This is a genomic window from Rhodococcoides kyotonense, assembly GCF_001645385.1.
Taxonomy (GTDB): Bacteria; Actinomycetota; Actinomycetes; order Mycobacteriales; family Mycobacteriaceae; genus Rhodococcoides; species Rhodococcoides kyotonensis_B.
Window position 1 is genome coordinate 300,762 of record NZ_LVHI01000001.1, and the last position, 19,149, is coordinate 319,910.

Below are 19,149 nucleotides of genomic sequence, written 5' to 3' on the forward strand. Positions count from 1 at the left end.
ACACGACGAAAGTCGGGGACACGTCACGAAAGGATGCGAGTTCGCCTGTGAAGGGCGGACAATGGAGCCCATGTTGGATCCACGAGTACTCGACAACCATGAACTCGACGCCGAACTGGCTGTGCTGCGCCGCGGCCGCGACCAGTCGATGGACGAAGGCGCCGACGACGCAGCGCTGGCCGAAGCCGATCGCCTCATCGCGGCGTTCGAGAACGAGATCGAGTCGAGGCGCCGGACGTCAGCCGACCCGGAGATCTAGGCAGGCCGCGACCGCGGCGACTGTTCGCGTGTGATTCCACCGCGTCCACCGAGCGATGTAGTCGGTCCACGTTCGCAGGCGGTGTGCGGACTGTGGATCGGCGTGTCACCGGGGAGTGTGCGCCGACGCGCGACACAGGCTCGGTGTCGTGATCTCGCTTGTGTCTTGACGTTTCGAGATGTGGTGCCCCCGGTCAGACTCGAACTGACACTGTACGGGTTTTGAATCCGTTTCCTCTGCCAATTGGGATACGGGGGCCTGCGTTGTCTTGCGGTTCACTACTTTAGAAGATGCGCCGACGGGGTCAACCACCGGTACCCTTCAAATGCTCTCACGACCGGGTGGAAGCATCGTGCGTGCCTACGCATGCGAACGGTTTGCGCTGGTCGATGACTTGTCGAAGGAGACTGTTACTCATGAATGCTCCTGTTACGCAGGAGGGCGGCAGGCCCGCTCTCCGTGTCGTGGTTGCCGAGGACGAATCGCTGATTCGCCTGGATCTGGTGGAGATGCTGCGCGAGGAGGGCTACGAGGTCGTCGGAGAGGCCGCCGACGGGCAGCAGGCCGTCGATCTGGCCGTCGAACTCCGTCCGGATCTGGTGATCATGGATGTGAAGATGCCTCGGCGTGACGGCATCGACGCCGCGTCGGAGATCGCGGAGAAGCGCATCGCGCCGGTCGTGATTCTCACCGCATTCAGTCAGCGCGAGTTGGTTGAGAAAGCGCGCGACGCGGGCGCGATGGCCTACCTCGTGAAGCCGTTCTCCAAAGCCGATCTGATGCCGGCCGTCGAACTCGCGGCAAGCCGCTACACCGAGATCTCGTCCCTCGAAAGCGAAATCGCGGATCTGCAGGAACGTCTCGAGACGCGCAAGCTGATCGAGCGTGCGAAGGGCAAGCTCATGGAGTCGCAGTCCTTGACAGAGCCGCAGGCGTTCAAGTGGATTCAGCGCGCGGCCATGGACAGGCGAACGACGATGAAGGCCGTTGCCGAGGTCATCATCGAGACGCTCGATCCACCCGCTGAGGCGTGACAGCGCCCTCGAACGCTACGGCCACGTAAATCTTCGGCAGCTGAGGTCACAGTCAGGTCACGAGCCTTCTTCTCACCGATCGCACATCGCTTCGGGCAGATAGCGTCTGATCCCACACGAGGCACATATTTCACGTGCGCTTCATCGATGAGCAATCAAGGAGACCCCCGATGGCAAAACGGACCTACGTCCGCACAGCTGCGGTTCTGAGTGCTGCGTCATTGGCACTGTTCGGCTGTTCTTCGAGTGACGATTCCAGCTCGGAGGACAGTGCCAATTCCGCCAGCGGTGGCGGATCGGCAGCCGCGGAGACGACGGTGTCCACCGATTGCACACCGGAACAGGCCACCGCCGGTGCCACCCCGGTCACGACGCCTCTCGTCGTCGGCACGTTGCTCCCCGAGACCGGAACTCTCGCCTTCCTCGGCCCGCCCGAAGTCGCCGGTGTCCAGCTCGCGATCAACGACGTCAACGCCGCAGGGGGCGTACTCGGTCAGCCGGTTCAGTTGATCCCCGGTGACTCCGGCGACACCACGACGGACACCGCGAACGTCACCGTCGACCGCCTACTCGCCGGTGGCGCCGACGTCATCGTCGGAGCAGCGTCGTCGTCGGTGTCGCTCAAGGTGATCGACAAGATCGCCAGCGCAGGCGTCGTGCAGTTCTCGCCGGCCAACACCTCCGACCAGTTCGTCTGCTACCCGGACAAGGGGCAGTACTTCCGTACCGCACCGACGGATGTCCTACAGGCACAGGCGTTGTCGCAGCTCATCGCCGAGGACGGCGCTCAGCGTGTGTCCATCCTCGCGCTGAACGACCCGTACGGCACCGGTCTCGCGCAGAACACCGTCGACAACCTTCAGGACGCGGGCATTCCGTCGGATCAGATCCAGAAGATCATCTACGACCCCAATGCGCAGTCCTTCAACGCCGAGGTCGACGACGTGAAGAACTTCGCGCCCGACGCGGTTGCGGTCATCGGCTTCGAGGAGTCGGCGAAGATCATCACCCGTATGCACGAGGTCGGCATCGGCCCGTCCGACGGCACTCTGGTCTACGGTGTCGACGGCAACATGGGTAACGCACTGGGTGAGGCCGTCGCAACGCCGTTGCTGGACACGATGAAAGGCACGACGCCGCTCACCGACGTCGGAACCGAATTCCAGGACCGTCTGAAGGCGCTCAACCCTGCGCTGGTCGACTTCAACTACTCCGGTGAGTCCTACGACGCCGTCGTCATCTCGGCGCTCGCGGCGGAACAGGCGAAATCGACTGCGGGAACGGACATCGCGGCCAACATCAACAGTGTCACCAAGGACGGCGAGAAGTGCACCAGCTTCGCGCAGTGCCTGCCGCTGGTCCAGGCCGGAACGGACATCGACTACGACGGCATCACCGGCGCGCTGAACTTCAGCGACTCGGGTGAGCCCGCCACCGGGTCCTACGGCAAGCTCGTCTTCGGCCCCGAGAACACCCTCACGACAGAGGGATACATCGTCGTCGGGGAGTGATGCTCGACCGGATGTGAACGAGCCCCGATCCGCTCAGCGGGTCGGGGCTCGTTCGTGTTCGGCCGCGGTGGGCTTGGGTGACCGAATGACGCCCTCGCTCACTCTGAGTGAGCAAGGGGCGCCCTCGGTCCGGGGGGCGCGGTGAGCCTGGGTGACCGAATGACGCCCTCGCTCACTCTGAGTGACCAAGGGGCGCCCTCGGTCCGGTGAGCCGGCCCCAAGTGACCGAAGGTGACATTCGGTCACCCCCAAGCACGCGCACCTACTTCTCTTTACTCCCCGCGAGCGTGCCGAGGTACAGCTCGATGACCTTCGGGTCGTTCATGAGGTTGGTTCCGGTGTCGGTGTAGGCGTTTCGACCCTGATCGAGCACGTATCCGCGGTCGCAGATCTGTAGGCATCGGCGGGCGTTCTGTTCGACCATGATGATCGAGACACCCGTCGCGTTGATCTTCTTGCAGCGGATGAACACCTCGTCCTGGAACATCGGGGACAGGCCGGCCGACGGCTCGTCGAGCAGAAGGACCGACGGTTCCATCATCAACGCACGGCCCATCGCGACCATCTGCCTCTCGCCGCCGGACAGTGCGCCTGCCTTGACCTTCCTGCGTTCACCCAGGAGTGGGAACAGCTCGCTCACGAACGCGAACCTTTCCGCGAACTTCTTGGGACGCAGATAGATTCCCATCTCGAGGTTCTCTTCGATGGTGAGCGACGGGAACACGTTCTGCGTCTGCGGAACGTAGCCGACACCTTTGGTGACCAGGACGTGCGCCTGGGCCGACGTGATGTTGTCGCCGCGCAGCTTCACCGATCCCTGACGGACGGGGATCAGGCCGAACAGGGTTTTCAGCAGTGTCGACTTGCCGGCGCCGTTGGGGCCGATGATGCCGACGATCTCACCGTCACGAAGAAAGAAATTGCATTCGTTCAGGATGTTGACCCCGGGGATGTAGCCGGCCACCAGGTTGTCGGCGCGGACCAGTGCCCCCTCGGCGAGCCTGGCGTGTTCTTCCGGCGTCGCCGCGAATTCCGCTGGTGTCAGGTTTCCTGTGTTCGCTTCGCTCATCGCCCGTCCTCCTTTGTTGCCGTGGGGGAGTCGGCCACGAATTCCGGTTCGGACAGGTCGCCGCCTGCTTCGAGCTCTTCCGCTTCGGCTTGTTCGAGTGCTTCGGCCAAACGTGCTGTGGCACCGACCGGATCACCGTTCTCGTCGAACTCGAGCGCTTGGTCGTGGTGACTGCCGAGGTAGGCGTCGACGACGGCGCCGTTGTTGGACAGTTCCTCCGGCGTCGATTCGGCGATCACGCTGCCCTGAGCCATGACGACGACCCAGTCGCTGATGTCACGGATGACGTCCATGTCGTGCTCGACGAACACGACGGTCATGCCGTCGTCGCGTAGGGACTTGATGTGACTCAACAAGCTCTGTGTCAGAGCTGGATTGACGCCCGCCATCGGCTCGTCCAACATGACCACCGCCGGGTCGGTCATCAGTGCGCGCGCCATCTCGAGCAACTTGCGCTGACCGCCCGACAGCGAGCCGGCGAGGTCGTCGGCTTTGGCGTCGAGTTTGAAGCGGCTGAGCAACTCGTACGCACGCTCGGTGATCTCCCTCTCCTGGGCCTTCCAGGTCCAGGGCAGGAGAGTGTTCAGGATTCGCTCACCGCGCTGGCCGGTGGCCCCCAACTTCACGTTGTCGAGAACGGACAGCTTCGACAACGCCTTGGTCAGCTGGAACGTGCGCACGACGCCCTGCCGTGCGACCTGATGCGGGTGCATGCGGCCGAGGGACTTCCCGTCCATCGACCACGTTCCCGTGTCCGGGCGGTCGAACCCGGTGAGCAGGTTGAACAAGGTCGTCTTGCCTGCCCCGTTCGGACCGATGAGCCCGGTGATGCACCCTCGTTGGATCTCGAGATGGGCGACGTCGACGGCCTTGAGTCCGCCGAACGTGCGCGAGACACCGTCGACGACGAGCGTCGGATCCGGTTTCGGTGCGCCCGGAACTCCGGGAACGCCCGCGAAGAGCGCGGCGCGTTGCTCCTTGCTGAGCACAGTCTTATCGGGCATCGATCTGGACCTCTCGCTTGTTGCCGAGGATACCCTGGGGTCGGAAGACCATCAGTACCGCGATCAGGATGCCCAACAACACGAAACGTGTTGCGCCGACTTGTTGTTCGGTGAGGTTCAACAGCGGATCCGGGCCTGCGATGGCTTGACGCAGTAGAGCGTCGGGAATCGACAGCAGGAACCAGAACAGCATCGCGCCGAGCACCGGGCCGAAGACCGTCGCAGCGCCGCCGAGGATCAACGCGCCGAACGCGAAGAAGGTCTGTGCCGTCGAGTAGAAGTCGGGGTTGATGGACTTGGTCTGCAGGGCGTTGAACACGCCGCCCATGCCGCCGATGACACCGCCGAGCACGAGGGCCTGCATCTTGTAGACGAAGACGTTCTTGCCCAGAGACCGCGCGGCGTCCTCGTCCTCGCGCACGGCTTTGAGGACGCGGCCCCACGGGCTGTGCGTCAGCAGGTACACCAGCCCGCACAGCAGCAGGACGAGCGACCATCCGACGACCATGGCCCACAGGTCGTCGCCGTAGAACTTGACCCCGAGGAACGAGTACTGCTTACCGGAGTCGAACGGACTGAGCGAGGTGAACGGATCGGCGAAGCCGAAGATGCCGTTCGTCGACTTCGTCACGGAATCGGTTGCCGTCGAACGGAACACGAGACGCAGAATTTCCGACGCGGCGATCGTCACGATGGCCAGATAGTCGGCTCGCAGCCTGAGCGTCGGGATGCCGAGCACGAGTGCGAGGAGTCCCGCCGCTCCGAGGCCGACGAGGATTCCCAACCACAGCGGCTGCTGATAGGTGATCGTCATGATGCCGACGCCGTATCCGCCGAGCAACGCGAATCCGATCTGACCGAAGTTCAGCAGACCGGCGTAGCCGAAGTGCAGGTTCAGTCCGATCGCGAGCAGCGCGTAGAAGATTGCCGACGGCCCGATCAGCTGTGCGAGCGAGACTTGAAGTGCTCCGAGAACATCCATGTCGTATCACCCGATCCTTTGCCGCGAACCGAGGATGCCCTGAGGCCTGACCACGAGGATGAGAATCAAGACGAGCAGTCCTCCGATGTACTTGAGATCGGGATTGATGATCATCGTCGACCACTGAACGAGCAGTCCGACGATCACGCAGCCGAGGAGCGCTCCGTATGCGGTTCCCAAGCCGCCGAGGGTGATTCCGGCGAACATGAGCAGCAGCAGTTTGAAGCCCATCTCCCATTGGACCCGGCCCCCGAGTTCCGACAGCCCGAACAGGACACCGCCGAGGGCGGCCAATCCACCGCCCAGACACCAGACGAAGGTGACGACACGTTCGACGTCGATACCCGACGACGCAGCGAGGTCGCGATTGTCGGCCACGGCGCGCATTGCCTTGCCGATTCGGGTGCGCTGCAACATCACTGCGACACCGACGAGGACGACGATGCTGATGACGATGCAAGCGAGGCCCACGTTCGTGATCGCGAACGGCCCCCATTCGTTCTGCGTCTGCGCCTGATAGTCGTCGAAGGGCTCCGAACGGTCGGAGAAGAAGATCAGAATCAGATACCGCAGCGCGATGGCGAGGCCGATGGACACCACCAACTGTGCGATCAAGCCGGTCTTACGTTTTCGTAGTGGTCTCCAGATGGCAGAGTTGGCCAGCCACCCGATCGCTATTCCGACGACGATCGCCAGAAGCGTCGCCCAGATGAGCTGAATACCCATGGACACGTTGAAGACCCAGGCTGCGACGGCGCCCAGCGTGACCAGCTCGCCGTGCGCGAAGTTGGTCAGTCCCGTCGTCCCGAAGATGAGGCTCAGGCCCACGGCGGCCAGTGCGATCACGAGGCCGAATCGAAAGCCGTCGACCGTCGTTCGGATGAACTTCTCGTAGAACGGGACCTCGTTCGAGGTACGCGCCTCGCCGAACGAGAAGATGACGGTGTTCGCTCGGCCCGCTTGGACGTCGCGTTCGACCGAGCCCTGGACGCTGACGTCGTCGGGCAGCGTGTCTGCGACGACCTCGAACGTGTATGTGCCGGGCGACAATTCGAGTGTCCAGCGACCGCCGTCCTCCGACGTCGTGCGGCCCGCCTCGGCGCCCGACGCGTCGACCGCCCGGACGTCCACGCCGACCAGTCTCTCCCCGCCGTTGTTCAGGCTGCCGCTGACGGCGACGGCGTTCGCCGGAGGAGGAGGCGGTTCCTGCGCGAGCGCGGAACCGCCGAACGCCACCGCGAACACGGCGGCGAGAAGTGAGAGAACGAGTATTCGGGACGAATGTCGGCGGTGGCGCCGTGGTCGAGTCGATCTTCGGTTCCATCGCACACTTGGAGCCACGCACGTCCTCCGGACGGTGTAAGAGCCGGCCAGTATCGGCCGACTGGAGCTTGCAATTCTCGGACTCTAACCGTCCGGACCGCCCGAAACCGGCGAGTTGAATTTCCGGCTTGTATCTTTTGCGTTTCGAACTACTTGGCCGCACGTCGGAGGCGTGCCTCGAGATCCGTTTACGTCCTGTCGGTGCCCGTACCTAGACTGAGTAACCGTGAGCCCCGTAACCGACGCACGTGCATCCTCCGCATCCTCGACCGGTACGTCCGCAGATGGCGAGCAGCCGACGTTGCTGCTCATCGACGGGCACTCCATCGCCTTTCGGGCGTTCTTCGCGCTGCCGGTGGAGAACTTCAAGACCACCAGTGGGCAGTCCACCAACGCCGTCTACGGGTTCACGTCGATGCTGATCAACCTGTTGCGCGACGAGAAGCCGACGCACATCGCGGCGGCGTTCGACGTGTCGCGACAGACCTTTCGTGCCGAGCGGTTCCCGGACTACAAGGCAAACCGCAGCAAGACGCCCGACGAGTTCGCCGGCCAGGTCGACATCACCAAGGACGTCCTGGGTGCGATGGGCATTCCGGTCATGGCGGAGGCGGGCTTCGAGGCCGACGACATCATCGCCACGCTGACGACGCAGGCCGAGGCGCTCGGATACAAGGTGCTCGTCGTCACCGGCGACCGCGACTCGCTGCAGTTGGTGACCGACAACGTGACGGTGCTGTACCCGCGCAAGGGCGTCTCGGATCTCACGCGGTTCACGCCCGCTGCCGTCACCGAGAAGTACGGGCTGACGCCGTCGCAGTACCCGGATTTCGCGGCGCTGCGCGGCGACCCGAGCGACAACCTCCCCGGCATTCCTGGCGTCGGCGAGAAGACCGCGACCAAGTGGATCGTCCAGTACGGGTCTCTCGAAGAATTGGTCACCAACGTCGACAAGGTCAAGGGCAAGGTCGGCGATGCGCTGCGTGCCAACTTGTCGAGTGTGGTGCTCAACCGGGAGCTAACCGAGATGGTGCGCGACGTCCCACTGCCGTACACGCCCGATCAGTTGGAGCTCGCGCCGTGGGATCGCGAAAAGATTCACGGCTTGTTCGACGATCTCGAGTTTCGCGTGCTGCGCGACCGCCTGTTCGACACGTTGGCGTCGGCAGAACCCGAAGCGGAGGAAGGGTTCGACGTCCGCGGCGGCGCGATCGCCCCGGGCGAGCTCGCCGAGTGGCTGACAACGCATGCGTCGTCCGGGCAGCGTCACGGGCTCTCGGTGGTCGGTCCACGTCGTCCGTTCGACAGCGACGCGTTGTCCATCGCCATTGCTGCGTCCGATGGTGAAGGCGGATTCGTGGACACCGCTTCGCTCGACGAGTCGGACGAGAAGGCGTTGGCTGCCTGGCTCGCCGACGACGGTCAGCCCAAGGCGCTGCACGAGGCGAAGTGGGCCATCCATGCGCTGCGCGGCCGCGGGTGGACGCTCGGCGGGCTCACGAGCGACACCGCGCTCGCGGCGTACCTGGTGCGTCCAGGTCAGCGCAGCTTCAACCTCGACGACCTCTGCCTGCGGTACCTCAAGCGCGAACTGCGCGCCGAGGATTCCGTCGAGGGCCAGATGTCGCTGCTCGACACCGAGGACGTCGCGGCCGCCGCCGTGGCCGAGGGCGAGATTCTGCGTGCTCAGGCAGTCCTCGATCTCGCCGCGACGCTCGACGACGAGCTGGCGAGCATCGAGTCGAGCGCGTTGTTGACCGACATGGAATTGCCTCTGCTGTCGGTGCTTGCCGACCTCGAAGCAACCGGTATCGCCGTCGACAACAATCATCTCGGTGAGCTGCAGAGCCAGTTCGCGTCTCAGGTCGCCGACGCCGCCAACTCGGCGTACGAGGTCATCGGCAAGCAGATCAACCTGGGGTCGCCGAAGCAGCTGCAGGTCGTGCTGTTCGAGGAGCTCGACATGCCGAAGACGAAGAAGACCAAGACCGGTTACACCACCGACGCCGACGCCTTGCAGGGTCTGTTCGAGAAGACCGAGCACCCGTTCCTGAAGTTCCTGCTCGACCATCGAGACGCGACTCGGATGAAGGTCACCGTCGACGGTCTACTCAAATCCGTGGCCGACGACGGCCGCATCCACACCACCTTCAACCAGACCGTCGCGGCGACCGGGCGGTTGTCCTCGACCGAGCCGAATCTGCAGAACATCCCGGTTCGTAACGACGCGGGACGACACATTCGAGACGGCTTCGTCGTCGGCGACGGCTACGACACGCTGCTCACCGCCGACTACAGCCAGATCGAGATGCGCATCATGGCTCACCTGTCCGGCGACGAGGGGCTGATCGAGGCGTTCAACACCGGCGAGGATCTGCACAGCTTCGTCGGTGCGCGCGCATTCGGTGTACCGATCGAGGACGTCACATCGGAACTCCGTCGCCGCGTCAAGGCGATGTCGTACGGCCTTGCCTACGGGTTGAGCGCGTTCGGTCTTGCCGCGCAGCTCAAGATCTCCACCGACGAGGCCAAGGAGCAGATGGAGGCCTACTTCTCGCGCTTCGGTGGTGTGCGTGACTACCTGCGCAACGTCGTCGAGGAGTCGCGGAAGGTCGGATACACATCGACGTTGTACGGTCGGCGTCGCTACCTTCCGGATCTGACCAGCGACAACAGGCAGCGCCGCGAGGTCGCCGAGCGTGCTGCGCTGAACGCCCCCATTCAGGGCACTGCCGCCGACATCATCAAGGTCGCCATGATCGACACGCACACGGCGTTGGCGGAAGCCGGGCTGCGTTCGCGCATGCTGCTGCAGGTCCACGACGAACTCGTCCTCGAGGTCGTCGAGTCCGAACGCGAAGAGGTCGAGGCGCTGGTGCGCGACAAGATGTCGTCGGCCATCGATCTGTCGGTCCCGCTCGAGGTGTCGGTCGGCACCGGCGCCAGCTGGGACAAGGCCGCGCATTAGGAGTTCCCCAATAGCAAGAGGCCCGGTCGCGAGTGCGACCGGGCCTCTTGTCGTTCAGTCCTGCCTACTGGGTGTCGGCTCCAGCGTTCTGCTCGGCGATCTGCTTACGCACCTCGTCCATGTCGAGAGCCTTGACCTGACCGACCAGGTCCTCCAGCGCGGATGCCGGCAGCGCACCAGGCTGCGCGAACACGAGCACACCCTCGCGGAAAGCCATGATGGTCGGAATCGACTGGATGTTCGCCGCCGCAGCCAGGCCCTGCTCGGCCTCGGTGTCCACCTTCGCGTGCACCACGTCGGGGTGCGCTTCGGAGGACTTCTCGAACGTCGGAGCGAACTGACGGCACGGTCCACACCAGGACGCCCAGAAGTCGACGAGGACCACGTCGTTACCTCCGACGATGTCGTCGAAGTTCTGCTGAGTCAAAGTCTGTGTTGCCACGCCTGCCCTTTCGTCGGTATCCATGACCTTCTGCCGCCTTCAACGCGCGACGGTACCGAAATCATTCCGCGGCACCGACGAGCGGAGCTGTCCGAAAGGTCCGGCGGTAGGCGTTGGGGGTCGTGCAGCGCAGGCGAACGAAGTGCTGACGAAGGACGGCGGCGTTGCCGAACCCGACGCGTTCGGCGATGACGTCCATCGACAGATCGGAGTTCTCCAGAAGCTGCTGTGCCGCGAGTACGCGTTGGTCGTTGAGCCACCGCGCAGGCGTCGTACCGGTCTCGGCTTGGAAGCGTCGTGCGAAGGTTCGGGTGGACATGTTCACGCGCGCCGACAGCTTCTGCACGGACAGTTCGGTGTCGAGGTTCTCGGTCATCCAGTCGAGCAGCGGGGCGAGTGTCTCGACCTCGACGGTCGGCAGGGGAGAGGTGACGAACTGCGCTTGCCCACCGTCCCGATGCGGCGGGACGACCATGCGTCGGGCGATACCGTTCGCGACGACGCTTCCTTGTTCCTTGCGCACGATGTGCAGGCACAGATCGATCCCGGCCGCAGTACCGGCGCTGGTCAGGACGTTCCCGTCGTCGACGTACAGAACGTCGGGGTCCACTTCGGCGAGCGGATAGTCCGCTGCGAGCCGTGCGGAATGCCGCCAGTGCGTCGTGCATCGTCGACCGTCGAGCAAACCGGCTTTGCCGAGCACGAACGCGCCGTTGCACAGGCTTGCGACCTTGGCTCCCCGTGCGACCGCGGCGCGCAGCTTCACGAGCAACGGCTCGACGGATTCGTCGAAGTCGCTCGAGCACATCGAACACCCGTCGTCCGAGAGGTGGGTGCCACCCGCGGGGATGATGATGAGGTCGGCGTCGTCGAGCTGTGACAGGTCGTAGGGAACGTCGATGGTGTAGCCGAAGCGCGACCTGATCGGTCGATCGACTCCGGCGATCAACGAGAAGTCGTATGTCGGCAGGCCTTCGTCGGATCGATCGAACCCGAAGACCTCGCACGCGACGCCCAACTCGAATTGTTCGATCAACGGCATGAGTGGAACGACGACTCGTTTCAGCATGCCCGTCAGTATGGCAGGAAAACGCGCAACTGTGTCGTATCTGCCGCTGTTGTGAGAAAGCTGCTGGTAGCAGACTCGAGGACATGACACTCGCATTGTTGATTTTGGCAGTTCTGGCCGTCATGCACCTGGCCGTGGTCGGCGGATTCGCGCCCGATACGCACAGGCAGAAGAGTCAGTTCGGCGACTACGGGTTTTGAGCCGCGTGGCCGACGAGCCATTCGACCTTGCCGTCGCCGTCCCACCGCCGAAGCGCTGAGGTCTCGCCGACGAGAATGCCCGGTTCCGAATGCAGTAGTTCGATGGCCGACCCCAGCTCGTCGTCGGTCATTCGGCGAGCAAGCGTGACGTGGGGCGTCCAGTGTCCAGGCGCGGTGTGGGGCCTGACGCCTCGCGCGGTGCCGACCAGCGACGCGACGGCGGTGTGCGCGTCGAGCAGTTCGGCGGACGGGATCACCAGACGGGCGAGCGTTGCGTGCCGCCCGCGGAACACGACCAGAGGCCCGAGCCGGATCGGAAACAGTGGAACGGGCAGGGTCCCGATTCGCGCATCCAGGTCCGTGAAGTCGTCGGCGACCGCGAGGGTGACGTGCGGACGATTCGACGCGCCTCGGTGCCGCGCCTGACTGGGCAGACCGGCGTCGAACAGCAGTTGCCACTCGCGCCGGACCGCGTCGTCGAGCTCGTCGTCGAGGAGGAGTTCTACCGACTGCACCATGTCAGCCATGATGACTGACATGACTGACAGCCAGGTACACACGGTTCGAATCGGGTCGATGGTCGGCGACGGGATCGGGCACGAAATCGTGCCGGCGACGGTGCGCGTCGTCGACGCCGCGGCCCAGGCCGAGCATCTCTCGATCGAGTGGGTCGAACTCGCCCTCGGTCGCGACGCCATCGACGCACACGGCTCGCCCGTCCCGCAGTCGACGCTCGACGAGCTGGCGACGCTGCCCGCCTGGATCCTGGGCCCACACGACAGCGCGTCGTACCCGGAGCCGTTCCGGTCGCAGCTCACACCTGGCGGTGTCGTTCGAAAGACGTTCGACCTGTTCGCGAACATTCGGCCTGCGGTGGCCCACCCCGGTGTACGGGCGGTCTCGCCGAACATGGATCTCGTCGTGGTCCGTGAGAACACCGAGGGGTTCTACGCGGACCGGAACATGCACGTCGGCGGAGGCGAGTTCATGCCGACCCCGGATGTCGCACTCGCGGTCGGTGTCTTCACCCGAACCGCGTGCGAGCGCATCGCGCGGGAGGCGTTCACGCTCGCCCGCTCTCGACGGAAGAACGTCACCATCGTGCACAAGACCAACGTGCTGTCGCTGACGACAGGTCTGTTCCGCGACGTGTGCACGTCCGTCGCGCAGGAGTTTCCCGACGTCACCGTCGATCAGGAACACGTCGACGCGCTGACTGCCCATCTCGTCCGACGCGGTCAGGATTTCGACGTGATCGTCGCGGAGAACATGTTCGGCGACATTCTGTCCGATCTGGCCGGGGAGCTGTCCGGGTCGCTGGGCATGGCGCCGTCGTTGAACACCTCCGAGGCGAAGGCGATGGCCCAGGCAGCCCACGGATCTGCGCCCGACATAGCGGGCAAGAACCGTGCCAACCCCACCGCGCTGTTCCTGTCGGCCGCGATGATGCTCGACTGGCTCGCCGTCCACGGGCACGGCCAGAAGTGCGCGCGTGCCGCACTGCGGATTCGGCACGCCGTCACCGGTGCACTCGAGTCGGGAGTCGCGACCGCGGACCTCGGCGGACGCGCATCGACCAGCGAATTCACCGAAACCGTCGTTGCGAGAACACTCAGGACCTGAGCCGTCACGGTTTCGAACTCGCGTACGGGGAAATTCCGTCTTCGACTGGACACGCGGCATTACTGTTCGGTTACCGGTGCGGCAACGTGGCATTCGGTCGCGTACGTTCAACGTCTGGCAGCACCGAGAGATGGTGGTGTCGTTTCGACTCTTGGAGGACCTCTCGTGGTTACACGATCTTTCTCGAAGCCGGCTCGGCTTCTGATCGCACTGTCCGGCGCAGGCGCGCTGATGCTCACCGCATGTGCCCAGAACACCGAGGACGGGGGTGCCCCCGCCGCGGAGGAGACCACTGCCGTCGAGGTCGACAAGGTCGACGACATCGCGGCGACGCTCCCGCAGAAGAACGTCGACTCGGGCACGTTGGTCGTGGGCGTCAACGTGCCGTACTCGCCCAACGAATTCAAAGATGCGTCGGGCAAGATCATCGGCTTCGACGTCGACCTGATGAATGCCGTCGCCGGCGTCCTCGGCGTGACGGCGCAGTACGAGGAAGCGGACTTCGACCGCATCATCCCGTCGATCCAGGCCGGAACCTACGACGTCGGAATGTCGTCGTTCACCGACACCAAGGAGCGCGAGGCGACGGTCGACTTCGCGACCTACTTCAACGCGGGCACGCAGTGGGCGCAGCAGTCCGGCGGCAGCGTGGATCCGGCGAACGCGTGTGGTCTGAAGGTCGCCGTGCAGACCACGACCATCCAGGATCAGGAAGAAGTTCCCGCGAAGAGCGAAGCATGTGTCGCGGCAGGCAAGCCTGCGATCGAGATCGTCAAGTTCGACAGCCAGGACGATGCAGCGCAGGCGCTGGTTCTCGGACGAGTCGACGCGATGTCGGCGGACTCGCCCGTGACGGCGTACGCCATCAAGCAGACCGGCGACAAGCTCGAACCTGCCGGTGAGGTGTTCGATTCCGCGCCGTACGGCTACCCGGTCGCCAAGGGTTCGCCCCTCGCCGCGACGCTGCAGCAGGCGGTCCAACACCTGATCGACAACGGTCAGTACCAGACCATCGCCGAGAACTGGGGCGTCGAGGCAGGCGTGATCGAGCAGTCGCAGATCAACGGCGCAGTGAGCTGATGTCGGTGTCAGACGACGTCGTCCGACGGAAGGGTTCGGTGTGTCCGACTCCGCCTCGTTGAGCACGGGCACCGAGCCCGAGCCCATCAAAGCGATCCCGCTGCGGCATCCCGGACGCTGGATCGCCGCGGTGGTGGTCGTCGTGCTGTTCGGGCTGTTCGCCTACGGCGCCGCGACCAACCCGGCGTACGGCTGGGGGACGTACGGGCGTTATCTGTTCGACAGCCGAATCGGCGAGGGCGTGTGGAACACGCTGCAATTGACCGTGTACTCGATGATCGCCGCCATTCTTCTCGGCGTGCTGCTCGCGGTCATGCGGTTGTCGCCGAACCCCGTGCTGCGCAGCGCCGCCTGGATCTACTTGTGGATCTTTCGTGGCACGCCGGTGTACGTGCAGCTCGTGTTCTGGGGATTGATTCCGTCGATCTACAAGAACGTGGCACTGGGCATTCCGTTCACCGTCCAGTTCGCCGAGTTCGATCTGCAGGCCATCTACAACGCGTTCTGGTTCGCGGTCATCGGGTTGGCCCTGAACGAAGCCGCGTACATGGCCGAGATCGTTCGGGCCGGTATCAACTCCGTCGGCGAAGGGCAGATGGAGGCCTCCGTCGCGCTGGGTATGTCGTGGCCGCAGACGATGCGTCGTACGGTGTTGCCGCAGGCGATGCGCGTCATCATTCCGCCGACCGGCAACGAAGTCATCAGCATGCTGAAGACGACGTCCCTCGTCGTCGCGGTGCCGTTCACCGGAGAGGTCTACGGCCGTGCCAGGGACATCTCCGGGGCGAACTTCGAGCCCATTCCGCTGCTGTTGGTCGCTGCCACCTGGTACCTCGTGATCACGAGCATTCTCATGGTCGGGCAGTTCTATCTGGAGCGGTACTACTCCAAGGGTGCGTCACGACAGCTGACCGGTCGTCAGCTTCGGGCCCTCGCCGACGCGCAGGCCGTGGACGCACGTACCCACGACAACAAGGGCATCTGATGTCTCCGATGATCAAGGCCGACCGCGTCCACAAGAATTTCGGGGCGCTGAAGGTACTCAAGGGCATCTCGCTCGAGATCGACCGCGGCCAGGTGCTCTGCCTCGTCGGACCGTCGGGCTCCGGCAAGTCGACGTTCCTTCGCTGCATCAACCACCTCGAGCAGGTCAACGCCGGTCGGCTGTACGTCGACGGCGAGCTGGTCGGCTATCAGGAGAAGGGCGGCAAGCTCTACGAGCTGCACCCCAAGCAAGCTGCGAAACAGCGTCGCGACATCGGGATGGTGTTCCAACACTTCAATCTCTTCCCGCACCGAACGGCTCTCGAGAACGTCATCGAGGCGCCGACCCAGGTGAAGAAGATGAAGAAGTCCGACGCCGTCACACGGGCGAAGGAGTTGCTCGACCGTGTCGGTCTCGCCGACAAGGCGACGGCCTATCCGGCGCAGCTGTCTGGTGGCCAGCAGCAGCGTGTCGCGATCGCGCGAGCACTTGCCATGGATCCGAAGCTCATGTTGTTCGACGAGCCGACGTCCGCGCTCGATCCGGAGCTCGTCGGTGAGGTCCTCGGAGTGATGCGCGAGCTCGCCAAGGACGGCATGACGATGGTCGTCGTCACCCACGAGATGGGATTCGCTCGCGAGGTTGCCGATCAGCTGGTCTTCATGGATCAGGGTGTCGTCGTCGAATCGGGGGAGCCGCGGTCGCTGCTGGCGAATCCGCAGCACGAGCGCACCAAAGCGTTCCTGTCGAAATTGCTCTAGCGAGGCTTCACGCAGCTGAAGATCGCCGTGCCGGGGAAGAGCTGGCCGCGTAGTGGACTCCACTGACCCCACTCGCGGTCCAGCCACTCCGGCCAGTCCGGTTCGACGATGTCCCGCAGTTCCATGCCTGCGGCGACTATCTCGCGTACCCGATCGCCGATCGTCCGATGGTGTTCGACGTACGTGGGCGTCCCCTCGTCGTCGAATTCGACGTAGGGCGTGCGATCGAAGTACGGAATCGTCGCGGTCAGCCCCGCGGGTCCCGGGTCGTCGGGAAAGATCCACCGCATCGGGTGGTTGACGGCGAACACCCAGCTCCCGCCGGGCCGTAGGACGCGGGCGATTTCGACCATCACGTTCGCGGAGTCGGCGACGAAGGGAACCGCCCCGAACGCGGAACAGACAATGTCGAAACTCTCGTCGGCGAACGGCAGGGATTCGGCACTTGCCTGGATCAGCGGAACACGGTCACCGCCGACTGCCATCGACTCCAAGCCCTTACGGAGCATGCCGCCCGAGATGTCCAGTCCCACTGCGCGAGCTCCCTGGCTGCCGAGCCATCGCGAGCACGGTGCCGACCCGCAGCCCACTTCGAGAACGTCCTTGTCGGCCACGTCGCCCAGCAGGTGTGCGTCGCCTTCGTGCAGGCCTTCGGGGCACCACACGAATTCCCCGCGTTCGGTGCTCACCCCCAAGAATTCACCGTGTGTTCGGTGATACTCGTCGGCGTCGGAATCCCACCACGAACGGCTGGCTCGATCGCTGGCGGCGGACGACAGCCGGGCGCGACCCGGTGTACCAGGTGGCTGGGGTGTGGGTGAGGAGTGAAGACTGTCGGTCACGCATGGTCACGTTAGTCGAACCAAGGCCCCGCCAGGTTTGCGACGGCCCCTGCCAGGTTTGCGACGGCCCCCGCCAGGTTTGCCCAGCTGTGACGCGATCGCGTACCCTATGGAGCGCGAGTGTGTTCGTGCTGCGCGGGATCGAAGGGTCTGTCGCTCATCGGGTTGTCTTCCGTGGGTGACGCTCGCTCGTCGTGTGGCGGAACGAAATCGGTGTGCTCGTTGTTGTACACCGTCGTCCGGTACTTCGGTACCGGCTCTGCTCGTTCTTCATCAGCTTCACCGTCCGACCGAACATCCATCAACCGATACCCAACCCGTCCGGAGCAACTCAACACATGCCCTCAACCACAACCTCGCCGCAGGTAGCCGTCAACGACATCGGCTCCGCAGAGGATTTTCTCGCCGCAATCGACGCCACGATCAAGTACTTCAACGATGGTGACATCGTCGAAGGCACCATCGTCAAGGTCGATCGTGACGAGGTTCTGCTCGACATCGGTTACAAGACCGAAGGCGTCATCCCTTCCCGTGAGCTCTCCATCAAGCACGACGTCGACCCCAACGAGGTCGTCTCCGTCGGCGATGAGGTCGAAGCTCTCGTTCTCACCAAGGAGGACAAGGAAGGCCGCCTGATCCTGTCCAAGAAGCGTGCGCAGTACGAGCGCGCCTGGGGCACGATCGAAGAGCTCAAGGAGAAGGACGAGGCCGTCAAGGGCACCGTCATCGAGGTCGTCAAGGGTGGCCTCATCCTCGACATCGGTCTGCGTGGCTTCCTGCCCGCATCGCTCGTCGAGATGCGTCGCGTTCGCGACCTCCAGCCGTACGTCGGCAAGGAGATCGAAGCCAAGATCATCGAGCTCGACAAGAACCGCAACAACGTGGTCCTGTCGCGCCGTGCATGGCTCGAGCAGACGCAGTCCGAGGTGCGCAGCGAGTTCCTGCACCAGCTGCAGAAGGGACAGGTCCGCAAGGGCTTCGTGTCCTCCATCGTCAACTTCGGTGCATTCGTGGACCTGGGCGGCGTCGACGGACTCGTTCACGTGTCCGAGCTGTCCTGGAAGCACATCGACCACCCCTCCGAGGTTGTCGAGGTCGGCACCGAGGTCACCGTCGAGGTTCTCGACGTCGACCTGGACCGCGAGCGTGTTTCGCTGTCGCTCAAGGCAACTCAGGAAGATCCGTGGCGTCAGTTCGCTCGCACGCATGCGATCGGCCAGATCGTTCCCGGTAAGGTCACCAAGCTCGTTCCGTTCGGTGCGTTCGTTCGCGTCGAAGAGGGCATCGAGGGCCTCGTGCACATCTCCGAGCTGGCCGAGCGCCACGTGGAGGTTCCGGACCAGGTCGTGGGTGTCGGCGACGACGCACTCGTCAAGGTCATCGACATCGATCTCGAGCGTCGTCGTATCTCGCTGAGCCTCAAGCAGGCCAACGAGGACTACGCGGAAGAGTTCGATCCGTCCAAGTACGGCATGGCCGACTCGTACGACGAGCAGGGCAACTACATCTTCCCCGAGGGCTTCGACTCCGAGACCAACGAATGGCTCGAAGGCTACGAGAAGCAGCGTGAAGAGTGGGAAGGCCGCTACGCCGAGGCGGAGCGTCGCCACAAGATGCACACCGCTCAGATGGAGAAGACGGCGAAGGACGAGGCTGCAGAAGCCGCCAACACCAACTACTCCTCCGAGTCGGGTCAGTCGGACTCCGAAGGCGATGCTGCTGCAGCATCCGCTCCGGCATCGTCCGGTGGATCGCTGGCCAGCGACGCTCAGCTCGCTGCGCTGCGCGAGAAGCTGTCGGGCAACGCCTGATAACAGACGCTCGCCCGGTAAGGGTGTGACGCTGGGAAGCCCCGGTTCTCTTCGGAGAGCCGGGGCTTTCGTCTGTCCGATGCCGATGCCGATGCCGGCGACGCATGAATGGACCGCTGAAGTTGTCCAGTCGTATCTATGGCGCATTCACGCGGTTGCACACACAAAAATGGACCCGATCCGTGA

General features: G+C 64.1%; 17 protein-coding genes and 1 tRNA gene. 9 read left to right on the forward strand and 9 right to left on the reverse strand.

The window, feature by feature from the left end; all coding sequences use genetic code 11:
- The first annotated feature begins 70 nt into the window (after nucleotides 1-70).
- Nucleotides 71-259, forward strand: a complete 189-nt coding sequence (locus tag A3K89_RS25650; RefSeq protein ID WP_157105191.1) for a hypothetical protein — start codon at nucleotides 71-73, stop codon at nucleotides 257-259.
- Nucleotides 260-440: 181 nt separating this feature from the next.
- On the opposite strand, the gene A3K89_RS01425 is transcribed toward A3K89_RS25650, so the two are convergent.
- Nucleotides 441-517, reverse strand: a tRNA-Leu gene (locus tag A3K89_RS01425).
- 158 nt (nucleotides 518-675) lie between these two features.
- On the opposite strand from A3K89_RS01425, the gene A3K89_RS01430 reads away from it, so the two are divergent.
- Together A3K89_RS01430 and A3K89_RS01435 are read left to right on the forward strand one after the other, a co-directional pair.
- Nucleotides 676-1,293 (forward strand): ANTAR domain-containing response regulator, encoded by a 618-nt coding sequence (locus A3K89_RS01430; RefSeq protein ID WP_068420811.1) that lies wholly within the window; start codon nucleotides 676-678, stop codon nucleotides 1,291-1,293.
- Nucleotides 1,294-1,463: 170 nt separating this feature from the next.
- Nucleotides 1,464-2,804: an ABC transporter substrate-binding protein gene (locus tag A3K89_RS01435; protein WP_068420813.1), complete on the forward strand. Its 1,341-nt coding sequence runs from the start codon at nucleotides 1,464-1,466 to the stop codon at nucleotides 2,802-2,804.
- 262 nt (nucleotides 2,805-3,066) lie between these two features.
- Here the strand turns inward: A3K89_RS01435 and A3K89_RS01440 are convergent, their stop codons facing one another.
- From A3K89_RS01440 to A3K89_RS01455, 4 genes are read right to left on the reverse strand one after another with little or no spacing between them, the layout of a single operon-like run.
- A complete protein-coding gene (locus tag A3K89_RS01440) occupies nucleotides 3,067-3,873 on the reverse strand; it encodes an ABC transporter ATP-binding protein (RefSeq protein WP_068420815.1) in 807 nt (268 codons plus the stop codon).
- Entirely contained in the window at nucleotides 3,870-4,877 is a 1,008-nt protein-coding gene (locus tag A3K89_RS01445) for an ABC transporter ATP-binding protein (RefSeq protein WP_068420817.1), read from the reverse strand. Before A3K89_RS01445 ends, A3K89_RS01440 begins: the two co-directional genes overlap by 4 nt.
- Nucleotides 4,867-5,859 carry a branched-chain amino acid ABC transporter permease gene (locus tag A3K89_RS01450; protein ID WP_068420823.1) on the reverse strand — a complete coding sequence of 331 codons (993 nt, stop codon included), beginning with the start codon at nucleotides 5,857-5,859 and terminating at the stop codon, nucleotides 4,867-4,869. The genes A3K89_RS01445 and A3K89_RS01450 overlap by 11 nt, the downstream gene beginning before the upstream one ends.
- Nucleotides 5,860-5,865: 6 nt before the next feature.
- Entirely contained in the window at nucleotides 5,866-7,188 is a 1,323-nt protein-coding gene (locus A3K89_RS01455; protein ID WP_371828779.1) for an ABC transporter permease subunit, read from the reverse strand.
- A 220-nt stretch (nucleotides 7,189-7,408) separates the two neighbouring features.
- Here A3K89_RS01455 and polA point away from each other — a divergent pair, with 220 nt between their 5' ends.
- The gene (gene polA, locus A3K89_RS01460) at nucleotides 7,409-10,150 is read left to right on the forward strand and encodes a DNA polymerase I (RefSeq protein WP_068420827.1); all 2,742 of its coding nucleotides are present in this window, start codon (nucleotides 7,409-7,411) and stop codon (nucleotides 10,148-10,150) included.
- Between the two features lie 64 nt (nucleotides 10,151-10,214).
- Here the strand turns inward: polA and trxA are convergent, their stop codons facing one another.
- The 3 genes from trxA to A3K89_RS01475 form a co-directional block, all read right to left on the reverse strand.
- Nucleotides 10,215-10,592, reverse strand: a complete 378-nt coding sequence (gene trxA, locus A3K89_RS01465) for a thioredoxin (RefSeq protein ID WP_068420979.1) — start codon at nucleotides 10,590-10,592, stop codon at nucleotides 10,215-10,217.
- Between the two features lie 61 nt (nucleotides 10,593-10,653).
- Nucleotides 10,654-11,661 (reverse strand): helix-turn-helix domain-containing protein, encoded by a 1,008-nt coding sequence (locus A3K89_RS01470; protein ID WP_068420828.1) that lies wholly within the window; start codon nucleotides 11,659-11,661, stop codon nucleotides 10,654-10,656.
- Between the two features lie 187 nt (nucleotides 11,662-11,848).
- Entirely contained in the window at nucleotides 11,849-12,379 is a 531-nt protein-coding gene (locus A3K89_RS01475; RefSeq protein WP_068420980.1) for a 2'-5' RNA ligase family protein, read from the reverse strand.
- 19 nt (nucleotides 12,380-12,398) lie between these two features.
- On the opposite strand from A3K89_RS01475, the gene A3K89_RS01480 reads away from it, so the two are divergent.
- The 4 genes from A3K89_RS01480 to A3K89_RS01495 all read left to right on the forward strand — a co-directional run bounded on the left by A3K89_RS01480 (nucleotide 12,399) and on the right by A3K89_RS01495 (nucleotide 16,310).
- On the forward strand, nucleotides 12,399-13,484 hold the full coding sequence (locus A3K89_RS01480; protein WP_068420829.1) for an isocitrate/isopropylmalate dehydrogenase family protein: 1,086 nt from the start codon (nucleotides 12,399-12,401) through the stop codon (nucleotides 13,482-13,484).
- A 231-nt stretch (nucleotides 13,485-13,715) separates the two neighbouring features.
- A complete protein-coding gene (locus A3K89_RS01485) occupies nucleotides 13,716-14,564 on the forward strand; it encodes an ABC transporter substrate-binding protein (RefSeq protein WP_068420981.1) in 849 nt (282 codons plus the stop codon).
- 40 nt (nucleotides 14,565-14,604) lie between these two features.
- Entirely contained in the window at nucleotides 14,605-15,549 is a 945-nt protein-coding gene (locus tag A3K89_RS01490; protein WP_068420831.1) for an amino acid ABC transporter permease, read from the forward strand.
- Complete coding sequence (locus A3K89_RS01495; protein WP_068420833.1) at nucleotides 15,549-16,310, forward strand: amino acid ABC transporter ATP-binding protein; 762 nt, start codon at nucleotides 15,549-15,551, stop codon at nucleotides 16,308-16,310. The genes A3K89_RS01490 and A3K89_RS01495 overlap by 1 nt, the downstream gene beginning before the upstream one ends.
- On the opposite strand, the gene A3K89_RS01500 is transcribed toward A3K89_RS01495, so the two are convergent.
- A complete protein-coding gene (locus A3K89_RS01500) occupies nucleotides 16,307-17,152 on the reverse strand; it encodes a class I SAM-dependent methyltransferase (RefSeq protein ID WP_068420835.1) in 846 nt (281 codons plus the stop codon). The genes A3K89_RS01495 and A3K89_RS01500 overlap by 4 nt on opposite strands.
- A gap of 338 nt (nucleotides 17,153-17,490) precedes the next feature.
- On the opposite strand from A3K89_RS01500, the gene rpsA reads away from it, so the two are divergent.
- A complete protein-coding gene (gene rpsA / locus A3K89_RS01510) occupies nucleotides 17,491-18,963 on the forward strand; it encodes a 30S ribosomal protein S1 (protein ID WP_068420838.1) in 1,473 nt (490 codons plus the stop codon).
- The last annotated feature ends 186 nt before the right edge of the window (nucleotides 18,964-19,149 follow it).